16 protein-coding genes and 2 pseudogenes are annotated in these 21,428 nt (G+C 52.7%); 7 read left to right on the plus strand and 11 right to left on the minus strand.

Annotated features, from left to right (window positions below; genetic code table 11):
* Window positions 1-142 precede the first annotated feature (142 nt).
* Window positions 143-647, plus strand: a pseudogene (locus tag WMW72_RS35700) (transposase); the annotation flags it as partial.
* A gap of 252 nt (window positions 648-899) precedes the next feature.
* Here the strand turns inward: WMW72_RS35700 and WMW72_RS26590 are convergent.
* The gene (locus WMW72_RS26590; protein WP_341418613.1) at window positions 900-1,346 is read right to left on the minus strand and encodes a hypothetical protein; all 447 of its coding nucleotides are present in this window, start codon (window positions 1,344-1,346) and stop codon (window positions 900-902) included.
* A 204-nt stretch (window positions 1,347-1,550) separates the two neighbouring features.
* Between WMW72_RS26590 and WMW72_RS26595 the strand changes: the two genes are divergently transcribed.
* From WMW72_RS26595 to WMW72_RS26620, 6 genes and pseudogenes are all read left to right on the plus strand, one after another.
* Window positions 1,551-2,534: a sugar phosphate nucleotidyltransferase gene (locus tag WMW72_RS26595; RefSeq protein ID WP_341418614.1), complete on the plus strand. Its 984-nt coding sequence runs from the start codon at window positions 1,551-1,553 to the stop codon at window positions 2,532-2,534.
* Window positions 2,476-3,003: pseudogene (locus WMW72_RS26600) on the plus strand (hypothetical protein); the annotation flags it as partial. The gene WMW72_RS26595 and the pseudogene WMW72_RS26600, both read left to right, overlap by 59 nt.
* A gap of 30 nt (window positions 3,004-3,033) precedes the next feature.
* Window positions 3,034-3,366: a hypothetical protein gene (locus tag WMW72_RS26605; RefSeq protein WP_341418660.1), complete on the plus strand. Its 333-nt coding sequence runs from the start codon at window positions 3,034-3,036 to the stop codon at window positions 3,364-3,366.
* The gene (locus tag WMW72_RS26610) at window positions 3,251-3,628 is read left to right on the plus strand and encodes a UDP binding domain-containing protein (RefSeq protein WP_341418615.1); all 378 of its coding nucleotides are present in this window, start codon (window positions 3,251-3,253) and stop codon (window positions 3,626-3,628) included. Before WMW72_RS26605 ends, WMW72_RS26610 begins: the two co-directional genes overlap by 116 nt.
* A 32-nt stretch (window positions 3,629-3,660) precedes the next feature.
* Complete coding sequence (locus WMW72_RS26615) at window positions 3,661-3,828, plus strand: hypothetical protein (RefSeq protein WP_341418661.1); 168 nt, start codon at window positions 3,661-3,663, stop codon at window positions 3,826-3,828.
* Window positions 3,829-3,833: 5 nt separating this feature from the next.
* Entirely contained in the window at window positions 3,834-4,784 is a 951-nt protein-coding gene (locus WMW72_RS26620; RefSeq protein WP_341418616.1) for an NAD-dependent epimerase/dehydratase family protein, read from the plus strand.
* 183 nt (window positions 4,785-4,967) lie between these two features.
* Here WMW72_RS26620 and WMW72_RS26625 read toward each other — a convergent pair whose 3' ends face one another.
* The 10 genes from WMW72_RS26625 to WMW72_RS26670 form a co-directional block, all read right to left on the minus strand.
* Window positions 4,968-5,717, minus strand: coding sequence for a tRNA threonylcarbamoyladenosine dehydratase (locus WMW72_RS26625; RefSeq protein WP_341418617.1), 750 nt, complete (start codon window positions 5,715-5,717; stop codon window positions 4,968-4,970).
* A gap of 34 nt (window positions 5,718-5,751) precedes the next feature.
* The gene (gene aspS, locus WMW72_RS26630; RefSeq protein WP_341418618.1) at window positions 5,752-7,539 is read right to left on the minus strand and encodes an aspartate--tRNA ligase; all 1,788 of its coding nucleotides are present in this window, start codon (window positions 7,537-7,539) and stop codon (window positions 5,752-5,754) included.
* Window positions 7,540-7,595: 56 nt separating this feature from the next.
* The gene (gene hisS / locus WMW72_RS26635) at window positions 7,596-8,855 is read right to left on the minus strand and encodes a histidine--tRNA ligase (RefSeq protein ID WP_341418619.1); all 1,260 of its coding nucleotides are present in this window, start codon (window positions 8,853-8,855) and stop codon (window positions 7,596-7,598) included.
* A 457-nt stretch (window positions 8,856-9,312) separates the two neighbouring features.
* Entirely contained in the window at window positions 9,313-10,131 is an 819-nt protein-coding gene (gene srtB / locus WMW72_RS26640; protein WP_423227603.1) for a class B sortase, read from the minus strand.
* Between the two features lie 128 nt (window positions 10,132-10,259).
* Window positions 10,260-16,334 carry an NEAT domain-containing protein gene (locus WMW72_RS26645; RefSeq protein WP_341418621.1) on the minus strand — a complete coding sequence of 2,025 codons (6,075 nt, stop codon included), beginning with the start codon at window positions 16,332-16,334 and terminating at the stop codon, window positions 10,260-10,262.
* 151 nt (window positions 16,335-16,485) lie between these two features.
* Window positions 16,486-16,890, minus strand: coding sequence for a hypothetical protein (locus WMW72_RS26650; protein WP_341418622.1), 405 nt, complete (start codon window positions 16,888-16,890; stop codon window positions 16,486-16,488).
* 473 nt (window positions 16,891-17,363) lie between these two features.
* The gene (locus WMW72_RS26655; RefSeq protein ID WP_341418623.1) at window positions 17,364-18,140 is read right to left on the minus strand and encodes an ABC transporter ATP-binding protein; all 777 of its coding nucleotides are present in this window, start codon (window positions 18,138-18,140) and stop codon (window positions 17,364-17,366) included.
* Window positions 18,130-19,113, minus strand: coding sequence for a FecCD family ABC transporter permease (locus WMW72_RS26660; RefSeq protein ID WP_341418624.1), 984 nt, complete (start codon window positions 19,111-19,113; stop codon window positions 18,130-18,132). Before WMW72_RS26660 ends, WMW72_RS26655 begins: the two co-directional genes overlap by 11 nt.
* Before the next feature lie 29 nt (window positions 19,114-19,142).
* A complete protein-coding gene (gene isdE, locus WMW72_RS26665) occupies window positions 19,143-20,054 on the minus strand; it encodes a heme ABC transporter substrate-binding protein IsdE (RefSeq protein ID WP_341418625.1) in 912 nt (303 codons plus the stop codon).
* A 68-nt stretch (window positions 20,055-20,122) separates the two neighbouring features.
* Window positions 20,123-21,349 (minus strand): S-layer homology domain-containing protein, encoded by a 1,227-nt coding sequence (locus tag WMW72_RS26670; RefSeq protein WP_341418626.1) that lies wholly within the window; start codon window positions 21,347-21,349, stop codon window positions 20,123-20,125.
* Window positions 21,350-21,428 lie beyond the last annotated feature (79 nt).

Here is a 21,428-nt window from a genome sequence, read left to right on the forward strand (position 1 = left end):
TTGCTTAATAAGCCTGCAGCTGTAACTCCCAAGTAAGGGGCTGTCTCCAAACTAGATTTCCCTATTTTAGAGACGGCCCCGCTTGAATTTAGTTTTCTTCGTCTTCCTCTTCTTTGGATCGGCTGCACTAAAACCTTAACGGGCGGTCGTGAACAAAGCAGACTACAGGGTCATCAGGATGGATCTGGATCACAATAAAGATGTGCTGAGCATCATTCTCCAAATCCTCAGTTCCGCACGCTATGTGTCCTGCAAAGACTTGAGACGAGTCACGGCTACTCTCAAGCAGATCTACGAAGCACCGGCGGAGGAAGCTGTTCGAGCGGAACTAGATCGGTTTGAGGAAGCATGAGGAACGAAGTCCCCGCTGCTCATAGAGTCGTGGCGGTAGAATTAAGAGGAGCTCTCGACCTTCTTCACCTATCCGCCGAAGCTGCGGAAGCTCATCTACACGACAATATGATCGCGGGAGACCATTGACAACTGCCAAAGGTCACCAAAAGCAAGACCATCTATCCGAACGACAAATCACGCTGAAGATGCTGTACCTGGCTACCATGGATGTGCTGAGAAAATGGACAAGACAGATTCAGAATAGGGGACAAATTCTACTGCAGCTCACGGTATTTCATGGGGAGGCGAGCTAAGCTGCCCCAAGGCGGAGGGGGCGGGCCTGATAGGCCGATCGCGGAGCGAAAAAGGCCCACAGGCCTCTTCGCCCATCGCCGGTGCATCGGGACCGCCAGAGGCTCCCGGTCAAGCTGCAGTTCGCTGTTTGCTTGATTCTGCTTTCGAAAGTTACACTTTTAAAATGGACAGTTTCGGATTACCGAACACCAAGTGGAAGCTAGTCGATTGCCCTCAAGATCGTGATTCAATTAGATGCTGATGTTCCACTCTTAGTCTTCTTTCTTTTCATCTTCTTCTTCGTTGTCTTCGTCTTCGTCTTCGTTGTCTTCGTCTTCGTTCTCGTCCTCATCGTCCACTTCTTCTTCTTCTTCTTCGCCCTCTTCGTCTTCGTCTTCTTCGCCCTCTTCGTCTTCGTCTTCGTCTTCTTCGCCCTCTTCGTCTTCTTCGCCCTCTTCGTCTTCTTCCTCTTCCTCTTCCTCTTCCTCCTCTTCTTCGTCTTCTTCGAAGTCATAGCTCTGTTTGGAGCCATCTGCGTACTCGATCTCAACTTCGATTACTTGATCCCAGTTGACTTCATTCCAGAGAGCAGACTCTCCGCCTTCGGTCAGATCATATTCTGCCGTTTCTCCGCTTGCATATTCCACCTGTACCTCTTCAGCCTCGCCTTTGCCTTCCAGCCAGCCTTTAACTTGATCCGCTTTTGACAATTCAATCATTCCTCTCGGTTTTTAAATATCGAAACCTGCTCAGCAGTTTCACTGTATTCTATGAGTCGCCAGTGATATTGTGCAGGCTGCTAACAGAGTCGAAAAGCGGATATTAACCGCACACATTTTTGTCCATCTCTGGTAAATGCCCTGCCAGTAATATTTTTTTTTCATAAATTTATAGTAAATACAACAGACAAGGAGAACATGCTTATGAAAGGACTCATCCTATGCGCTGGCAACGGCAACAGACTGAAGCCGTTTTCCCAAATCAAGCCAAAGGGGCTGCTTCCAGTCGTCAATAAACCTATTATTCATTACTGCCTGGAAAAGCTCGCCGAGCTTTATATGACAGAGGTAGGAATCGTGATCAAGCCGGAACACCGCTTCTTGTTTGTTGAAGAAGTCGGATACGGTGAGAAGTGGAACCTATCCATTACTTACATTGAACAGCAACAAGCGTTAGGCATCGCCGACGCGGTAAAACAGTCGGAATTTTTTCTAGATCGTTCACCTTTCATCCTGCTCTTAGGCGATAATTTATTCGTCGAATCCCTTGAACGCCTGTCACACTTTATACAAGTTGAGGGTTACGAGGCAGCTGTCATCTTAGCGGCTGTCAAAACCCCGAGCGATTTCGGCATCGCGGAGGTCGAAGGAAACCAAATCGTGCATTTGGAAGAAAAACCCGCAAAGCCCAAATCCAATCTAGCGCTTCTCGGAGCTTACGCCTTCCAACCTTCCATCTTTGAGGCCATCCACAAAATTCCGCCATCCGCCAGGGGCGAATACGAGATCACTGACGCCATCCAATGGATGCTGAATCATCAACGCAAAATCGCCTTCTGTGTGACAAATCAAAACTACTCCGATGTAGGAACCCTGGAACGCTGGCTGGAAGCCAACCGCTGGATGCTGGACCAGCAATTAGCTGCCGGAAAGCTCGAATCCTTCGCCTCCGACTCGCTCAATCATTACATCCCTCCCGTCTGTATTGATCCGGGTGCTGAGCTAACCAACTGCATTATCGGACCGTATGTCACGATCGGCCCCGGAGTTAAGCTGAGCAATTGCCGCTTAGAAGACAGCATCATACTGGAAGGAACCCGGCTAATATCCCCCCCGCTGCCGATTACGCATGCGATTACCAGGCCCGGATCGAGTTATATGCTTGACTCCAAAGGAGAGTCTGGATGAACATCTTAATCATGGGAACAGGATACTTCGGAGTCACAACGGGGCTATATTTGCCGAACTCGGGTATCAAGTCACCGGATTTGACCCTGACATCAGGAAAGTGAACGCTGTGGCTGCAGGAATTCTCACCTTCTACGAGCCTGGGTTGGATCTCATTCTATCGAAACACGTCCAAGCAGGCTCCATCCGCTTCACTACGGATGTTGTAGCTGCCATGAGCGATCATCACATCATCTTCATCTGCGTGGGTACGCCTTCCCGCGAAGATGGAACTGCCGACCTGCAATAAATGAGACAATCTGCCACACAGATCGGCCAGCATATGAAAGCTTATAAAATTATCGTGATGAAGAGCACAGTGCCTGTCGGCACAAGCGAACTATTGACGCAAATGATTCGTGAAGCCCAACCCTCTCCCCTCGCATTTGATGTCGCATCCAACCCTGAATTTCTGCGGGAAGGCAATGCGTGGCACGATGCGCGGCATCCCGATCGTATCGTGATCGGTGCACTCCATGCTCCAATAGCCAGGCAGATTCAAAGTCTTTATGAACCGCTCAACTTCCCCGTACTCATTACGACACCTCGAACGGCGGAGTTTATTAAATATGCTGCCAACGCCTTTTTAGCCACAAAATATCTTTTTATCAACGAAATCTCCCAATTTGTGCGAATCCATCGATGTCCCTGTCAACGAGGTGTCTGCAGCACTCGGAATGGATCACCGGATCGGCGCGTATTTTCTGAACGCAGGTCTCGGTTACGGGGGGCCTGCTTCCCCAAGGATATTCAAGCACTCCTGCATATCGCAGGCAATCATGGAAAAAGCTAGCCATTCTCGAACAGGCCGATCGTGTGAATCGAACTCAAATCCCGCATCTTCTGCACACCTGGGAACAGGCAATCGGTACGGTAAGACCGTCGCGGTCTTGGTGCTATCGTTTAAACCGGAAACCGACGATCTGCGGGAAGCCCCTTCATTAAAGCTGATTTCTTTGCTCGCCGAAAAAGATACCGTTATTCGCGTTCACGATCCGGTAGCCATGCTGCCTTCTGCTTTACGCTCCACACGTATCCAGCATTCGATTCGATAGAGGAAACACTCACCCCATGCGATGCAGTCATTCTGTGCTCTGAATGGCAGGCCTACAAAGACGCGGATTGGCGCAGGCTGCACAGCCTCATGAGAGATTATTATTGCTTTGATGGAAGAAATATGCTTAATGTTCAGCAAATGTCTGCACTCGGCTACTTGTATCAAGGTGTCGGAATCGGGCAGACACAGAGAGGATGAATACCTTGAGAATCTTAGTCACCGGTGCCGCGGGCTTTATCGGCTCACATCTTTGTGAAAAACTGCTTCAGGACCCTCGGCATGAAGTGATCGGAATGGATGCGTTTGTGCCCTCCACCTCGCCCATTTCCGTCAGAGAACAAAATCTGACCAACCTGCTTCGAAACACAAGATTTCAGTTTCTCCAGCAGGATCTGCGGCAAGCCGACTGGACGGCGGTTCTGCCGCGAGTCGACGTGATTTATCATTTGGCCGGGATTCCAGGAGTACGCTCAAGCTGGGGCAATGATTTTCAACATTATGTATCCCATAATATTTTGGCTACACAGTCGCTGCTGGAGGCATGCCGGCAATTTCCCATCTCCAAATTCATCTATGCGTCCACTTCATCCGTCTATGGGGAGCAATCGGGAGCCGTTCCTGAGCATGCCGTTACACGTCCGCTATCCCCATATGGCGTCAGCAAGCTGACCGGCGAGCATCTATGCCGAGTCTACGCCCATAACAACGGACTTCCGGTAGTGATCCTGAGATTTTTTACCGTGTACGGTCCAAGGCAGCGCACCGATATGGCGTTCCATCGTTTTATCCGCCAACTGCTCCATCAGGAGCCCATTACAATCTATGGCGATGGCACCCAAAGCCGCGATTTCACCTTTGTGCAGGATTGTGTGAGTGCGGTAGCCTCTGTCCTGGATGCGCCGGAGGTCATTGGCGAGACTATAAACATCGGCGGCAAAGAACGGGCCACGGTCTTGGAAAGTCTCGCACTCTTGGAAGATCTCCTGGGCGTTCAAGGCAACTATCAATTTATCGGAAAAATTTACGGTGAACCCAGCCAGACGTGGGCAGACATCCGCAAGGCGCACAAGCTGCTGGGCTATGAGCCGCAAGTGACGCTGCGTCAAGGACTGGCCCTGGAATGCGAATATATGCGGAAACTTTATAACCTCTAGGTAGATAAGCTCAAGCCTGACAAGTCCCTGCCTCCCCGCACTAAGCGGCCCTTCCTATACAAACGGAGGGCCGTTTTATCTTGACAAGGATGTTTTCGTGGCGGAGTTGCTTTTACGCCAATTCCAAAAACACGGCACCCGCTTCTGAGAAGCGAATGCCGTGTTCGTGGACTCACGGAATTACTAGATGTCTGCCTTAGCCAGCAAATCGCGGACAACCGCGCTAACCATGACAAGTCCGGCCGCGGGCGGCACGAAAGCATTGCTCGCCGGCGGCTGCTGCGCTTTGCGGATTTCCGGAGCGTTCTCCGGTACAATCTTCTGGGTTACATCCAGACGCGGCTTGATCGGCTCCTCGGTCGAGAAGACGACCTTTACCCCTTTGTGGATGCCCTCCTTGCGCAGCTTGTGACGAATGACACGAGCCATGGGATCGACGCTCGTCTTGGAGATGTCCGCCACCTGAAACCGGCTAGGATCCATCTTATTCGCCGCTCCCATGCAGGAGATCAGCGGAATTTTGCGGCGCAGGCATTCCTTGATCAAGTGAATCTTGTAGCTGATCGTGTCCGAAGCGTCGAGCACATAATCGAGCGGATACTGGAAGAGCTGCTCATAGGTTTCTTCCGTGTAGAACATCCGCAGCGCGATGGCGTCGCACTCCGGGTTGATCTGCAGAATGCGGTCCCTCATCAGCTCCGCCTTCGGCTGGCCGACGGTCGTCGTGAGCGCATGAATCTGGCGGTTCACATTGGTGATGTCCACGACATCCTTGTCGATCATGATAATCCGGCCGATCCCCGTACGGGCCAGCGCTTCCGTCGCCATCCCGCCGACGCCGCCGATGCCGAGAACGGCCACCGTGCTGTTCTTCATGATCTCCAGCCCTTCCGGGCCAATCGCCAGCTCTGTGCGTGAAAATTGATGCAGCATCGCGTGTTTCGCTCCTTTTTTCGCTTCCGCAGCCTTAAGCTTTGGAGACCGGTGGCTTCTTAGCTACGCGGATCGACAACTGCTCCAGCTGATTGTCTTCCACTTCGGCCGGCGCGTTCATCAGCAGATCCGTAGCGCTCGCCGTTTTAGGGAACGCGATCGTCTCCCGCAGGTTGGTGCGGCCTGTCAGCAGCATAACCAGACGGTCGAAGCCGAATGCCATCCCGCCGTGTGGAGGCGTGCCGTATTCGAAGGCTTCCAGCAGGTAGCCGAACTTATCATTCGCCGTCTCCTCGGAGAAGCCAAGGGCTGCAAACATTTTCTCCTGCACCTCACGCTGGAAGATCCGCATGGATCCGCCGCCGACTTCGTAGCCGTTCAGTACGAGGTCATAAGCCTGCGCCCGGATTTGACCCGGATCGGTGTCGAAGAAGTGAAGATCCTCATCCTTCGGACGGGTGAACGGATGATGCTCGGCGACATAGCGCTTCGCTTCATCGTCATAGCTGAGCAGCGGGAAGTCTACGACCCAGGCGAACTTGAACTTGCTTTCGTCGATCAGGCCAAGCTGCTTGCCAATCTTCAGACGCAGGTTGCCCAGTACGTCGGCTACGACCTTCTTGCTGTCCGCGGAGAAGAGCAGCAGGTCGCCTTCCTCGGCTTCCAGACGCTCCTTCAGCAATTCCAGCTCCGACTCGTTGAAGAACTTAACGATCGGTCCCTTCAGCTCGCCGTCCTTGTACGTGATCCAGGCCAGACCCTTCGCACCGTAACGCGAGGCGAACGAGCCGAGATCGTCAATTTCCTTGCGGCTCCAGACGCCGCAGCCCTTCGCGTTCAGCGCCTTCACCTGGCCGCCCTTGGAGACGACGGTGTTGAACACTTGGACGCCGGAGTTCGCGACGATATCCGAGACGTCCTTCAACTCCAAGCCGAAGCGCAGATCCGGCTTGTCGGAGCCGTACTTGCCCATCGCATCCGCATAGCTGATCCGCTGGAACGGAGTCGGGATTTCAACACCAATCGTTTCACGGAACAATCTTGCGGAGAGCGTCTCCATAGTCTCGAGGAGTTGATCCTGCGACAGGAACGAAGTCTCGATGTCCACTTGAGTAAATTCCGGCTGACGGTCAGCGCGGAGATCCTCATCGCGGAAGCAGCGGGCGATCTGGTAATAGCGCTCCAGGCCGCTGACCATCAGCAATTGCTTGTAGATTTGCGGCGATTGCGGCAGGGCGAAGAATTCCCCCGGATGCACGCGGCTCGGCACGAGATAATCGCGCGCGCCCTCTGGCGAGCTCTTGGTCAGAATCGGCGTCTCCACCTCGATAAAGCCGTTCTCGTCCAGGTAGTCGCGGAATATCTTTGCTGCTTTGGAACGAAGCTGCAGCGTGCGCTGCATCTCGGGACGGCGCAGGTCCAGGTAACGATATTTCAGGCGCAGCGATTCGTCGATCTCGATGCCGTCTTCGATGAAGAACGGCGGGTTTTTCGCTGCGTTGAGAATTTCAATCTCCGTAACACGGACTTCAATCTCGCCAGTCGGGAGATTCGCGTTAACCGTCTCGGCATCGCGTTCCACGATCGTTCCGCGCACGGCCAGCACGTATTCGTTGCGGGCACGGTCGGCGATGCCGTGTGCTTCTCCGGAAAACTCAGGGTTGAATACGATCTGCACGATACCGCTGCGGTCGCGCAGGTCGATGAACAGCACTCCGCCCAAGTCGCGGCGGCGCTGAACCCAGCCGTTCAAGATTACAGTCTGTCCGACGTTGGCTTTACTGAGTGTGCCGCAGTCCTGGTTTTTTAACAATTGTGTCATGTTAAACCCTACCTCCAGTATGTGAATGGGATGAATCGATCGTTGACGGGTTGTTCCTAGCCGTGCAGCCTGGCAGCGAGCGTGCGCGCTACATCAGCCAGCGGCAGTGTCTCCTGCTCGCCGGTAGCGAGCGCTTTGAGCGAAATCTCGCCTTTCTCCAGCTCGTTATCGCCTAAGATGGCGACATACGACGCGTTGTAGCGATCAGCCGATTTCATCTGCGCCTTCATCTTGCGGGACTGGTAATCCTTCTCCGCTGTTAGCCCTTCTAGGCGCAGCTCATGCAGCAGTCCGACGATCCGCTTCTCGGCGGCTTCGCCCAGCCCGATCAGGTACACATCGAGCGGCTTCGCAGCCGGAATCTCCACGCCCTGTGCCTGCAGCACCAGCAGGATACGCTCTAGCCCGAGCCCCAGGCCTACGCCAGGCTCGTCATTGCCGCCGATCTGGCCAACAAGGCCGTTATAGCGCCCGCCGCCGCCGATCGTGTCGATCGCTCCGATGCCTGCAGCTTTGTACTCGAACGCGGTATGCGTGTAGTAGTCCAGACCGCGCACCAGACGCGGATTCAAGCGGAACGGGATATCCAGCGCCGTCAAGTATTCCTGTACAAGCGCGAAGTGCGTACGGCACTCCTCGTCCAAATGCTCAACGATCGTAGGCGCTCCCTCACAGAACTTCTGATCGATCTTGCAGTCGAGGATACGCATCGGGTTGCGGTCGTAGCGCGATTGACAGTCCTTGCAGAGCTGATCCTTCACCGGAGCGAAAAACTGCTGGATATGCTCGCGGTAAGCCGCGCGGACGGCCGGATTGCCTACGGAGTTGATCTCTACCGTCACATCCTTCAACCCGATTTCCTTATAAAAGGTGTAACCCAAGGCAATGACCTCAGCATCCAGACTTGGATCGACAGATCCGATCGCCTCGATACCGAATTGGTGGAACTGGCGGTAACGGCCGGATTGTGGCTGCTCGTAACGGAACATCGGTCCCACATAATACAGCTTGCTGACATCCGGCTCCCCATACAGCTTGTTCTCCACATAAGAGCGGACGACGCCGGCCGTTCCTTCCGGGCGGAGCGACAGACTGCGGTCGCCTTTATCCAAGAAGGTGTACATTTCCTTCTCGACAATGTCGGTCGTCTCGCCAACGCCCCGTTGAAACAGCTCCGTATGCTCGAAGATCGGAGTCCGGATCTCCCGGTAATTAAACTTCCGGCACAGCTCGCGCGCCTTGCTCTCTAGATACTGCCACTTCTCGATTTCGCCGGGCAGCAGATCCTGCGTGCCCTTCGGCTTCTGAATACTCATCTTGCATTCGCTCCTTTCCATACGGTTCCTTGCCCGTCCCGCGGTCAAGCGCGGAACATAAAAAAACTCCCGCCCCTGTCGAAAACAGGGACGAGAGAACGTATCGGTTTCTCCCGCGGTACCACCCGCGATTTGAATGCATGATCCTCGCGGCAAGCCGCGCTAACGTGCATTCACACTTGAAGCGGTTAACGCCCGCCTACGCAATTCGGCTACTGACCAGCTGTCGCAGTCCCGGCGCATGGCCTGGAATACTCGAGCAGCGGCGGTTCCCCGACTGTCCTCCGGGAGGTCTGTTCGTCCGATTCGCATAAGGAAGCTTGCAGCCTATGGCTTCCCTCTCTGACCTATGCAAGGTTCGAAGTACTTGTTCCCATCACTGGATCGCGTTGATGACATTCAATGTTCACATTTTAACCGTGAAATTTGGTAAAGTCAAGCATGTCTAGCAGCGCTGTTATTTTCCTTCAGGGACTAGCCGGGCATGCACGACAAACCGCCCTGCCACCGGGTCCAGCAAATAGTCGCAGGTCGATAGCGTGAGGAGGCGATCCCCCGGACCCAGCTCCACATCGCGGGGATACAGCGATTGCTGCTGAATATCCTGTAGAAAGCCGGCATAGGCCGCATCGTCCTGGAATTCCGTTTCAATATAATGGAAGTCCGTCGTCGTATAATATGCGGCGAATACTTCGGCCGTATAGGATTCGTACAACGTGTCAAAATGGAACGCCCGATGGGCCTCATAGTAGTCCCGGTTGATGTACTGCTTTAACTCCCCGAACATCGTGCCGTCCTTCATCCGGTGACCGTACAGAATCGTATGCCGCGTATCCGATGCGATGTCATTGCGGAAGTCCATAAAGATGCTGCCTGCCTTAGACGCTTCTCCTTTATAATTCCGGGTCAAATAATGGTCGTTGTCTGCTCCTTGTACGACGGGATAATCGATGGGGCTGCCCTCCAGCCTGATCCAGCCCACAACCTCGGGATTCAGCTCCAGCAAAGGCTTGAACTTGCTTCGTACAGGCCGTTCAGGATGCACGGCGTCCGTGCCCTCTCCGCCCAGCACGGCAGCGGCCTCTTGCGGGGCACCCTCCTGCGTCTCCTGACCGGCTGCGAACAGGAGACTCGCTTCCGCCAGCACGGTGCGGTTTTCATAATAGCCCCAGCCGATCGCCGTAAGCCGAACCGACGCATAAATGAATACAGCTGCCGCTAATAAGGTCCATACAGAGCGCAAGACGATCGATCTCCTTCCCGTCTGAGTAAACAAAGCCCTTCCTAATAAAAGGTATCCATATACCGTCTAGTCTTACACTAGATAAGGAGAAAGCAAGTAGAAATACCCGAGGCGCCTTTTCTTCAGCGGCCTCGGGCTTTCGTCATGAATACGAACCTCTCCTACTTCACTTCGCTAAGCAAAGCCAATATCAGCTTCACAGCTTCCGCTCTCGTCGCACTTTCATTCGGAGCGAACTCATTATGATCACGGCCGCTGATCAGGCCGTGCTGATGGGCTGCAGCTACATGGGCTTGCGCCCACTGCGGGATGCTTCCCGCGTCCGCAAACGATGCTTGCGCATGGGTATCCACGTCCAGCTTAAGCGCACGGGTTACGATGACGGCAAGCTCCGTACGGCTAATCTGCCTGCTCGCCTGGAATGTTCCGTCCTCGTAGCCTCCGATGATGCCCGCCTTCACAACAGCACCTAACTGCGGCTTCACCCACGACGGAATTTCCGCCGCATCGGTGAAATTCAGTTCATCTTCGCTGCCTTCCAGCTTCAGCGTCCTGCCTAGCAGAGCTGTGAACTCCGCACGCGTTACTGCATCATTCGGCCTGAACGTTCCGTCCTCATAGCCGTTGACTAAGCCAAGTCCTACAGCACGCTCGATGAGCGCCTTCGCCCAGTGGTCTTCCACATCGGCAAAGCTGCTGAGACCAGGCTTCGTCGGCTGCTTGCCAGGGTCCTTGCCGCCTTCTACTGCTTGCTCTTTGTAAGGCATAATGCTTGTTCCGTCGAGCACGAATTCTACACCGTACTCCCCACTATACTTACCAGGTACCGCCATTGTAAATTGTGCAAAGATTTTGGTCTTCGTATCCTTGACCTCGAACTGCAGCGTTCTTTCATTGCGTTGTTCATTGGTGGAGACAATTTCTGCATCTTTCAAGACGCTCTCATTTTCGATCTTCAGTCCCGTAACTTCTTTGTGCGAGACCGTCACTTGCAGATAACTTTTACCATCCTTGACGATCAGCTTGGCTGGATGTTTGATATATGCATTCGTAATCGACGTTTGCTTGGAGCCTCGCAGATTCAACTCGTACTCGATGCTGTACTCCCCGGCCGTATAAGCTTGAGACAGCGGTTTGACATCGACTTCTCCCGGATTAGCTCCGTTAGGAATCGACTTAAGCGAGGACTTATCGAACTGAAGGTGAACATCATAGTTATGAACGTAGTTAATCTCCGGCCAATTTACATCCACCCAGCCGTGCAGTTTGTCATTTAGATTTGGAACGGTGAATTTAAAAGTACGCGTGTTTTTCGTCTCATCGGACGCCGAAACCTCTGGAGTCGATAAGCCTCCGCCGTTATCAATTTTAAACTGCGGTATTTGCTTGCTTTGCTTCAAGATAAATTCGAAATATTTAATCCCATTGTCAATCGTCAGCTTGCCTGGTGTCACGACATAATCATGCATAACGGATACGGTATCCGCATTGTATTTCAGGAACTTGAAGTTGATGCTGTATGTGCCGTCCGGATAATCTTGAACAGGACCCGTCCCAGGACCGCTTGGACCACCAGGACCAGGACCCGCCGGCACAGGTGCCACAGTGGAATTAGCCAATGGAATCACAAACTCCCGCTCCACATGATCTGCTCCAGCCAAAGTCAATACATAATCTGCGGTGCGGTCCACTTCGAAACTGATCGACTTGCTGCCGCTGTCCGCCGCCAGAATAGTCACTGCTTCTTTCTGTTTAGCAGCTACGGCTTGCTGCTGGAGTTGTACATCCTCCAATGTGCCGTCGGCTTTTTTCTTCTGTACTTTTTTCAGCGTTACGCCGCCTTTGAGCTCAAAGGTTGCCACCTGCTTGCCGTTGTTTACATTCAGCTTGGCCCCGGTCGAGACAAAGTTGCTCAGTGGAGTTCCGGAACTGTCTGTAATGGTTGCAGGCAAGGTCATCGTATAATTGTCATTAGCCAAGATGATGGAGGCTATGAGTACGTTTAATGCTTTTTGAAGAGCAACTCCTGCCGCATCTACTGCTTGCTGCGAAGCGGAGATACTGCTACTGACAGCCTTGGCCGCATCGATAGCCGCCTTCAAGGCTGCCTTGCTTCCTGCCGGATATTGTCCGGTAGCTGTGCCTTCTACGGCCGCATCATGCTTACTTTGAGCCGATGCGATCAGCGCAGTTAAGCCTGCTTTATCCGTTGGAGATAGCTTTAAGCGGATATTATGATCCATTTCATACGGCTGTCCGTTGGCAATGGTGGACACATGCACTTGAGCGTTCAGCAGCGTCGTCAGATCCGCTGTCTCGAACTGCACGACACGCGTATTCGCTGCCGTATCTCTGCTCACAATCGTTGTTTCCACCAGCACTCCGTTTTGCTCGACCTTTAAGCTCGGAATCGTCGTGCTGTCCTTCAGTGTCAGGGTGATTCTCTTCTTCCCGTTGACATCCGTGTATTTCCCTGGCTTGACGAAGTATCTATCCATGGAAGAAGCTTCGTCCTTGGTAGCATGCAGCACGCTGAAATTCAGATCCTGTTGTACCCCAGGTACAACGGGCTGCCCGAAGCCCAACTCTACATCATACTCATGATCGTACAAGCCGAGCGGAGGAGGCAAATCCCAGTAAATCTTTACCCAACCGTTCAGACGCTTGCTTAAGTCGGTAACTGGAAATTTAACGACACGCGTATTGGCGGCAGTATCCACGCTAACTTTATCCGTTTCTACCAAGACACCATTCCGTTCGGTCTTGAACGACAGAATTTCCGCGTTTTTATTCAGCGTGAACGTTACGTACTTTTGATCGCCGTCTACGATCAGCTTGCCGCTGTTCCGGTCTACGTAGTCATACATGACCGAATTCTCGGATGTGCCCTTTTTATAAATGTGATACTCAATCGGGTATTCCCCATTCGGCAGTTGGCCTCCGCCACCACCCGGGGTAGTAACAATGACGGCAGCGTCAAAGACCGTTACAGCCTGCTTCAAGGCTGCTGCTGCTGATTCTATAGCCTGTTGCGATGCCGATGCGCTAGCATTTACCGACTTGGCTGCGTCAATAGCTGTCTTTAAAATAGCCTTGCTTCCTGCCGGATATTGTCCGGCAGACGTGCCTTCCACAGCCGCATCATATTTGCTCTGTGCCGATGCGATCAGCGTAGCCAAGCTTGCTTTGTCTGTCGCGTACAGCTTCAAGCGGATATTATGATCCATTTCATACGGCTGCCCGTTGGCAACGGTCGACACATGCACTTGAGCATTCAGCAATGTCGTCAGATCCGCTGTCTCGAACTGCACGACCCGCGTATTCGCTGCCGTATCTCTGCTGACAACCGTTGTTTCCACCAGCACTCCGTTTTGCTCTACTTTGAAGCTCGGAATCGTCGTGCTGTCCTTCAGTGTCAAGGTGATTTTCTTCTTACCGTTGACGTCACTGTATTTGCCCGGCTTGACGAAATATCTGTCCATGGAGGACGCTTCGTCCTTCGTCGCATGCAGGGCACTGAAGTTCAGATCGTACTGGGTTTCTGGAATCGACGGCTGATCAAAGCCGATCTCCACATCGTATTCATGATCGTACAAGCCGATCGGAGGAGGCAGCACCCAGTAAATTTTCACCCAGCCGCTCAGACGGGCGCTCAGGTCACTGACCGGGAAACGGACGACACGCATGTTGGCTGCCTGATCCACGCTCACCTTGTCGGTTTCCACCAGCACACCGTTGCGATCCGTTTTGAACGACAAGATCTCTGCGTTTTGCTTAAGCTTGAACGAAACAAACTTCTTCCCGTCTACGATCGTCAGTTTGCCGCTGTTCGGGTCAACATAGCTGTACATGACGGAGTTTTCGTTCGAGCCTTTTTTATAGATGCGGAAGCCGATCGCATAGTCGCCGTCCGGCAGGTTGCTGCCTCCGCCGCCGGGGTTCGTCACGATGACCGCTGCTTCAAAGGTTGTTACAGCCTGCTGCAGCGCAGCTGTTGCCGATTCTACCGCAGCCTGTGCAGCCGATGCGCTGGCGTTTACTACCTTCGCTGCATCAATAGCTGTCTTTAACGTAGCCTTGCTCCCTGCCGGATACTGTCCGACAGCTGTGCCTTCCACAGCCGCATCATGCTTGCCTTGCGCCGATGCGATCACCGCAGCCAGGCTCGCTTTGTCCGTCGTATACAGCCTCAAGCGGATGTTATGATCCATTTCATACGGCTGTCCGTTGGCAACGGTCGACACATGCACTTGTGCGTTCAGCAGCGTCGTCAGATCTGCCGTCTCAAACTGCACGACTCGCGTATTCGCTGCCGTATCTCTGCTCACAACCGTCGTTTCCACCAGCACTCCGTTTTGCTCGACCTTGAAGCTCGGAATCGTCGTGCTGTCCTTCAGCGTCAGAGTGATTCTCTTCTTCCCGTTGACGTCACTGTAATTCCCTGGCTTGACGAAATATCTGTCCATGGAGGACGCCTCGTCCTTGGTGGCATGCAGGGCGCTGAAGTTCAGTACGAACTGGGCCTTGGCCTTAAAGGCATCCGCCGCCTGCTTCAAAGCAGTGGTTGCTGTCACGATTTTCGGTCGGGTCTCAGCCAGATTGGAAGCTACGGGTTGTGCCTCGTCAATCTTCGCCTGCAGCACAGCCTTTGCCTCCGCATAGGCTTGTTCTTCGCCCGGCAATGGCGTCGTCGACTGCCCATACAGCTTTTTGGCCTCGTTCAGCGTCTGGTTCAATGCGTCCAGTTGATTGCCGTTATAGCTGATGTACACTTCTTTGGTCTCGCCGTTCAGCTTGTAACGTACGTAGGAACGACCCTCCCAAAACTTATCCTGAATACCGGAGTCACGGACAATAACTTGGTACACTTTCTTTTGAGCATCGGTGCTTTTGAGAAGCGGAAGCGCCCGTTGCGCTTCATTGGCATAATCCAGTCCTTCTATCGAGAAACCCGCGCCATTGTTCACAGAATATCTGTTAGGAGTGGATTGAACGATCTCTGTCGGTGCAACTCCTTTGAATGTAAGATTTGCTCTTACTCTGTCATTTCCTACTTGGCTAGCGTTGCTGCTAGTGTTGATAAACGTAGCGGTTTCAGCTATCTCCGGAGCCTTTTGTGAAGGTGTGCTGGTCGGATTCAGCGAATCCAGCACGATCAGTTTGGGTGTTTCCACGACAACGTATTTATTGGGTTGATAAGAAGTCAGACGAGTCGTTGCGGTTCTTATGTTACTTTCGGTCGCATATACGTTTTGCAGTACGGACCGGGGCATCGTGTTCGTTGAGATCGAAGTCAAATACGTATTCAGAGAATCTTTAGTGCCTTTAGAATACTCGCCGGGAGTCACAGGCGGATAAGTAAATCCTTCCTTGCACTCAGCGTATCCAATCTCGTGCAGGTTGTTATAAGCTTCCTGGGACTCAAAAAACTGTTGGGTAAGCCCCGTCTTATTTTGTTGAGAGTTGACGCTAAACTTATACTTATCCAACGACAACGTCAAAGAATGATAGACATCCCTGGTCACCTCGGAGGGCGCATTGCCTGATACAATAAGACCGTTGGCAAGGGAAATATTCGCATTCAACGGCTGCTTGGAGCCTGTCGGATATTCACCCAGACTCGTTCCCTCATACGTGCTTGCCGTTACAGACTTCGCTTCAGAGACGAGGCCCTGCAATTGCTGCAAAGTGATCACCGGAGGAACGGGATTGACACACTCTTGCCCATTGTTTGTATCAATCAGCAGTTGTACGTTATACCAGTTATCATATACAAAATCCGGGCCGTAATCGGGATCATCCTTAATCACGATATGCATAAGCAAATCCGGTTTTTTGGCCATGTCTTCAACGTTGATGGTCACAATCTTGTTGCCCGAACCATCGCCAGCGTCTCGTACCGGGACAGTCTGATAGCCGTCCATCCCTTGAATTTCGTGGGTAACGGGATTAATGTAAGCTTTTTCCGCTCCCGGCTTCCGAAAGCCAAGATATTTAAAATAATTGTAATTCTTTAATGTAATCTGATGCTCGAACTTTGTGCTGCCATTTTTCACAATCAGCTTGCCCGTGTTCTCCACATGCATAAAAGGATTCGCAGCGGAAGAATCGCTGGATCCGTCTTTCAAATACCTGTAATTAACCGCATATTCACCGTCGGAAGTGAAATTTTCAGCCCAGGCTGTACCGATACTAACATTCAATGCGGACAGCAAAGTGGAAAGGAATAAAGCCAACGAAAGCCATCTAGCTATAAATTGTTTCAAACTGCTCTTCAACTTTATGTACACTCCTTCTTCTACAGTCTTGGATCAGGTACAAACGCAGCAGCGAAAAGCGATGGAAACGCTTTTCGCTGCTGCTTGTTGCCGATATCAATCTGCAGGATTAATTCTTCCAGTGAATCGTCAGATTATAAGTTTGGCTGTGAGGCCCGGCATTAACGAAAAGCTGTGTATCAATATCTTCCGATGGATCGGAGTTGGTGAAAGTGAATACCGAATTGCCGCTGGCATTCAACGACTTGGATGCAGTTACAAACCCGGTAGAACCGTTATCCGCCAGCAAATTTCCGTAGTTGTTGCCAGCCAGCGTAATCGTTACCGTCGTCCCGGACACAACCGCGTCCCCTACGATATATCCGTTCACATGAGCGTTATAAGGCGAGCTAGGATCGCCGTTGTAATAAAATTCATAAGATTGGTTGGCAGCGAAAGCGGAAGCAGCGAAAGCAAGAACGAGTACGAACGTCAACACCATCATCGAAAACGATTTTTTCAAAGACAATTTCATGTTTGGACACACTCCTTGGCTTTAATTTTTGTTTAGCGACAAATACGACAAATGTACTGCACGGTTTTGAACTCTGCATCGACTGCCTGCAACCAAAAAATGAAATCGAGAGCCGGCTTTCCCTCCTCTTGCTTTCGTGTAGAAGCGTTACAGAAAGCATGTTAAGCAGATAATGATAATCATTATCAATCTTGTTGTAAAAAAAAAAGCTTCTGCGGCTGAGGTCTTGATTAGGCCTATAATCAATTCCTCTTCTCTTCAAAGCATCGATGATGTGTACACCATCTATCGACACCCCTATCTTATATTTGTGATCTAAAATTTGTCAATCCCTTTTTAAACCTATTTTAGATAAAAATTACTTATTAATTCGTTCTCTAATTTGTAATAATTTGGGTAATATTAGGTCTACAGCACGGAGCAGACATAGAGGAAAACCTCTATGCCCGGACAACGCTGGATAAGGCAAAAGCTTATATACCTACAGGAAGCACCGTTAAGCCGGCCTCCTCATCCTCACGGATGACAGACCTCACCCCGTACACAGACTGAATCGTCTGTTCCGTAATCACGTCACGAGGCGCCCCCTGCAGATGTACGCGCCCGCTCTTCATCACGACAATCTCGTCGCTGTAACGGATCGCCTGGTTAATATCATGCAGTACCATAATGATGGTCAGCCCATGAGACGCGTTTAAGCTCCTGACCAGCTCCAGCACCTCGATCTGGTAGTAAATATCCAGGAAGGTCGTAGGCTCATCCAGAAATAAAATTTGCGTCTGCTGGGCGAGCGCCATCGCAATCCATACCCGCTGCTTCTCCCCGCCTGATAGCTGATCCAGGGTAGCTTCCCGCTTCTCAAGCAGATTGGTGCAGCTCAAAGCCCACTCCACCGCCTGCTCATCGTCCTTCCCATGGGCAGAGAACAAGCCCTTGTACGCCATCCGGCCAAAGCTCGTCAGCTTCTCCACCGTCAGATCCGGCGGTGCTTCATTCTGCTGATGCACGACAGCCAGCTTCTGAGCTAGCTCCTTCGGCTTATAGCTGGCGATGGCTTTGCCATCCAGAATCACTTCTCCGCTGCGGGGCTTGTAATTCTGCGACATCACGCCGAGCAAGGTCGATTTTCCACAGCCGTTCGGGCCGATGATCGTCGTAATCTTGCCATGCTGGAAGCCGCAGTTGATCTCCTGAAGCTGAAGCTGCTCCTTCCTCAGATCATACGAGAAGCTCAGCTGCTTAATGTCCATAGACGCGATCACTCTTCCTGAGCAAAAATATTAAGAAGGGACCGCCGATAACGGTCATGATGATAGAAGCCGGAATTTCCGCCGGTGCGAGTACGGTTCTTCCGAGCGTGTCCGCTGTCAGGATCAGCAGCGCCCCTGCCAGCGCCGAGAATGGAATCAGCACCTTATGGTCCGACCCGACGAGCAGACGGGCGATATGGGGAATCAGCAAGCCGACGAAGGCGATTAATCCGCCGATAGCGGTTGCTACGGCAGCAAGCAAGACGGCGATAGCCGAGATCCACAGCCGTGCCCGGGAAACGTTGAGTCCCACGTTTTTGGCCGATTTATCCTGCAGGGCCAGCAGATTGCACCACGGGCTTACGATCCAGGCGAGCAGCAGTCCGATCGTGCCATAAAGGAGCATGATCCGGACATCCCCCCAATTTTTCATCGTGAAAATGGAGGTGACCGCCTGATTGATACTCGTTACCGCATAGCTCCCCCGGTAATTAAAGGACTGCCCGAGACCGCTAAAGGTCGCATTGATCGCGATCCCCACTAGAATGATCCTGATCGGGCTCAGCCCTGATTTCCATGAGAAGGAGTACACCAGGAAGCAGGCCAAGGCTCCGCCCAAGCAGGCGAATAGCGGCATCCAGAAAAACAGATTCGGAAAGATCGATACCGTCAAGATGGAGACGAAGCCCGCACCCGACGATATCCCGATCACGCCCGCGTCAGCGAGTGAGCTGCGCATAACGGCTTGCAGCAGCACCCCGGAGACGGCCAGCGCTGCTCCTACGAGCAAGGCCACGATGATGCGGGGAAGCCGCAGATCGCGGATGACCTCCACTTGCTTATTGGTTCCGGTGAATAACCCTTGAACCAGCTCAAGCCCTCCGACCTTGATGCTGCCTGTGCAGGCCGAATAAATCGTAACCGCAAGGAGCAGAACAATAACTGCGCAAAGGCTCCAACTCTTTTTACTCATCTCAAGCATCCTTCGTTAGAGGTAAATGATTACGGGTACAGCATCTTCACCGTGGCATCCAGCGCTTCGCCTACGGCAAAATTTCCTGTTGTCGGAAACAGCTCTTCCGGCAGGTCGTAGACCCGGTTGTTCTGCACAGCGGAAAAATGCTTCCAGATGTCGTTCTTCTTGAATTCCTTCTCGAACATTTTAACGACTTCCTCCGGCATGCCATGGGCCGCACGCAGGATCACGTCCGGGTTGGATTTCTGCAAATATTCCGTGTTGGAGGCCAGATATTCCACTTTCTCTCCCTGCACGATATTTTTGCCGCCGGCCAGCCTGACCAGGTCACCGATATAGGAGTTTTCTGTCGCCACCAGGTAGCTCCCAGGCACCCCGAGCAGGATCAGTACCGTAGGCTGCGGTTTGCTTTCGATCTGTTTACGAATCTGCTCCACCTTGGCCTTATAACCGTCCACGAGGGCCTTGGCCTGCTTTTCCCGTCCATAGCGGGTTCCAATATCCAGAATCGCTTGATTCATATGGTCCAGGCTCGTGAAATCGAGAAAATTAGCTTTGATATTGGCATTCTTGAACACCGGGGCCAGATCATACTCCAGCGTCGTGACGGACAGTACCTCTGTCGGATCGAGCGACTTCACGATCTCCATGTTAGGCGTCATCGGGTTGCCGACCTTGGTGACTCCGTCATACCGCTTGGGCAGCTCCTTGGAGCTGGTCGGAATGCCGACCAGACCGAGTTCCAGAGCATCTGTGAATTGCGTGGCGGCAACGGTGGTAGAGATGATTCGCTGGTTGTCTGCAGCCGCAGTCTCTGCGGCCGGCGTTCCCCCTGCTGACGACGCCGACGTCGCTCCCGTTGCCGGGTCGCCTGAGCAGCCCGTGACAAGAAGCGTCCACGTGACAAGAGAAGCACCCAACCATGATTTTATACGCATGTTAGGCCTGTGGCTCCTTTCCGTTCAGTTCGCAGCTTAGCCTTCCCTTGTTCCTCCTGCTGGAATGCCTACTTCGCTTCCTTGCTTAAGGCCAGAATCAGGCTGACCGCCTCGGCACGCGTTGCACTTTCAGCAGGGGCGAACAAATTCCCGTCCCGTCCGCTGATCACGCCCGCTTGATGAGCTGCGGCTACTTCGGCTTGAGCCCACTGCGGAATACGGTCTGCGTCAGCAAAATCCGGCTTGGCGCTGGCATCCACAGCCAGCTTCATCGCCCGTACCACGATGACCGCCAGCTCGGCCCGGCTGATCTTGCGGTCGGCCCGGAACGAACCGTCCTCATAGCCTCCGATGATTCCCGCCTTGACGACAGGTGCCAGATGCGGCTGCACCCATGCCGGGATATCCTTCAGATCGGTGAAGCTCAGCTCGTCACCCTTCGCTTCGAGCTTCAAGGCCCGGCTCAGCAGCGTCGTGAACTCCGCCCGGTTAATCTCACCGTTCGGCTTGAAGGTGCCGTCCTCATAACCGTTCGCAATCCCCAGGCTAACCGCACGCTCAATGGCCGCTTGGGCCCAGTGATTGTTCAGATCCCGCAGGCTGCCTGAGGCCGGTTGGCTTCCAGTTGCAGGGCTATCCGATTGAGCGGGCTTCTCCTGCGGCACAGCCTTGTCCGGGGACTTTTCATTTCCGGTGGAGCCTGCGGCCGGTTGTCCGGTCCCAGATGGCTCGCTCTTCGCTGCCGGCGGATTCGTGCTTGCCGCAATTTCCTTCAATGTCGATTTGTCAAAGGTCAAATGAATATCGTACTCATGGTCGTACAGGAAGGTCGGGCTGACCTGCCAGTAAATTTTAACCCAGCCCTTAAGCTTGGCCGTCAGATCCTTAACCTCAAACTGCACGGTCCGAGTATTGCTTGCCTCATCGGCAGAGGCTGTCTCCGGAGTTACCAGACTTCCGCCGCTTTCGAGCTTGAAGACCGTAATTTCCTTACTCTGTTTCAATGTAACCTGGGCAGTCATGGCCCCGTTCTTGATAATCAGCTTGCCCGGATTCACCACATATTCCTGCATCACGGATACCTGATCGGTATTAAACTTCTGAAACTTATATTCAATGCTGTAGGTACCATCGGCGATGCCATGCGGATTGGAAGCGGTGGAAGTGCTGCTGACAGCGGCACCCGAACCGGCTGTTGCAGCACTAGCCGCATACACGCCCTCCGTCTGGGCGCCTGCAAGTAAAGTAACCAGCAAGGCCGAAGCCGATACGGTCTTGAGGAAGCGGTGATTCAACACGATCTCTCCTTTGGTGAGCCCTTAATGATAGATAATGATAGATAACGATGGATAACAACGACTGCCCCTAGCGATC

It is taken from the genome of Paenibacillus filicis, from assembly GCF_038070315.1.
GTDB lineage: Bacteria > Bacillota > Bacilli > Paenibacillales > NBRC-103111 > Paenibacillus_G > Paenibacillus_G filicis.

Bases quoted from the DNA above. Each gene is read 5' to 3' on its own strand.
- WMW72_RS26590 (WP_341418613.1), bottom strand. From the start codon at position 1,346: ATGATTGAATTGTCAAAAGCGGATCAAGTTAAAGGCTGGCTGGAAGGC.
- WMW72_RS26595 (WP_341418614.1), top strand. From the start codon at position 1,551: ATGAAAGGACTCATCCTATGCGCTGGCAACGGCAACAGACTGAAGCCG.
- WMW72_RS26610 (WP_341418615.1), top strand. From the start codon at position 3,251: ATGGATCACCGGATCGGCGCGTATTTTCTGAACGCAGGTCTCGGTTAC.
- WMW72_RS26625 (WP_341418617.1), bottom strand. From the start codon at position 5,717: ATGCTGCATCAATTTTCACGCACAGAGCTGGCGATTGGCCCGGAAGGG.
- aspS (WP_341418618.1), bottom strand. From the start codon at position 7,539: ATGACACAATTGTTAAAAAACCAGGACTGCGGCACACTCAGTAAAGCC.
- hisS (WP_341418619.1), bottom strand. From the start codon at position 8,855: ATGAGTATTCAGAAGCCGAAGGGCACGCAGGATCTGCTGCCCGGCGAA.
- WMW72_RS26650 (WP_341418622.1), bottom strand. From the start codon at position 16,890: ATGAAATTGTCTTTGAAAAAATCGTTTTCGATGATGGTGTTGACGTTC.
- WMW72_RS26655 (WP_341418623.1), bottom strand. From the start codon at position 18,140: ATGGACATTAAGCAGCTGAGCTTCTCGTATGATCTGAGGAAGGAGCAG.
- WMW72_RS26660 (WP_341418624.1), bottom strand. From the start codon at position 19,113: ATGAGTAAAAAGAGTTGGAGCCTTTGCGCAGTTATTGTTCTGCTCCTT.
- isdE (WP_341418625.1), bottom strand. From the start codon at position 20,054: ATGCGTATAAAATCATGGTTGGGTGCTTCTCTTGTCACGTGGACGCTT.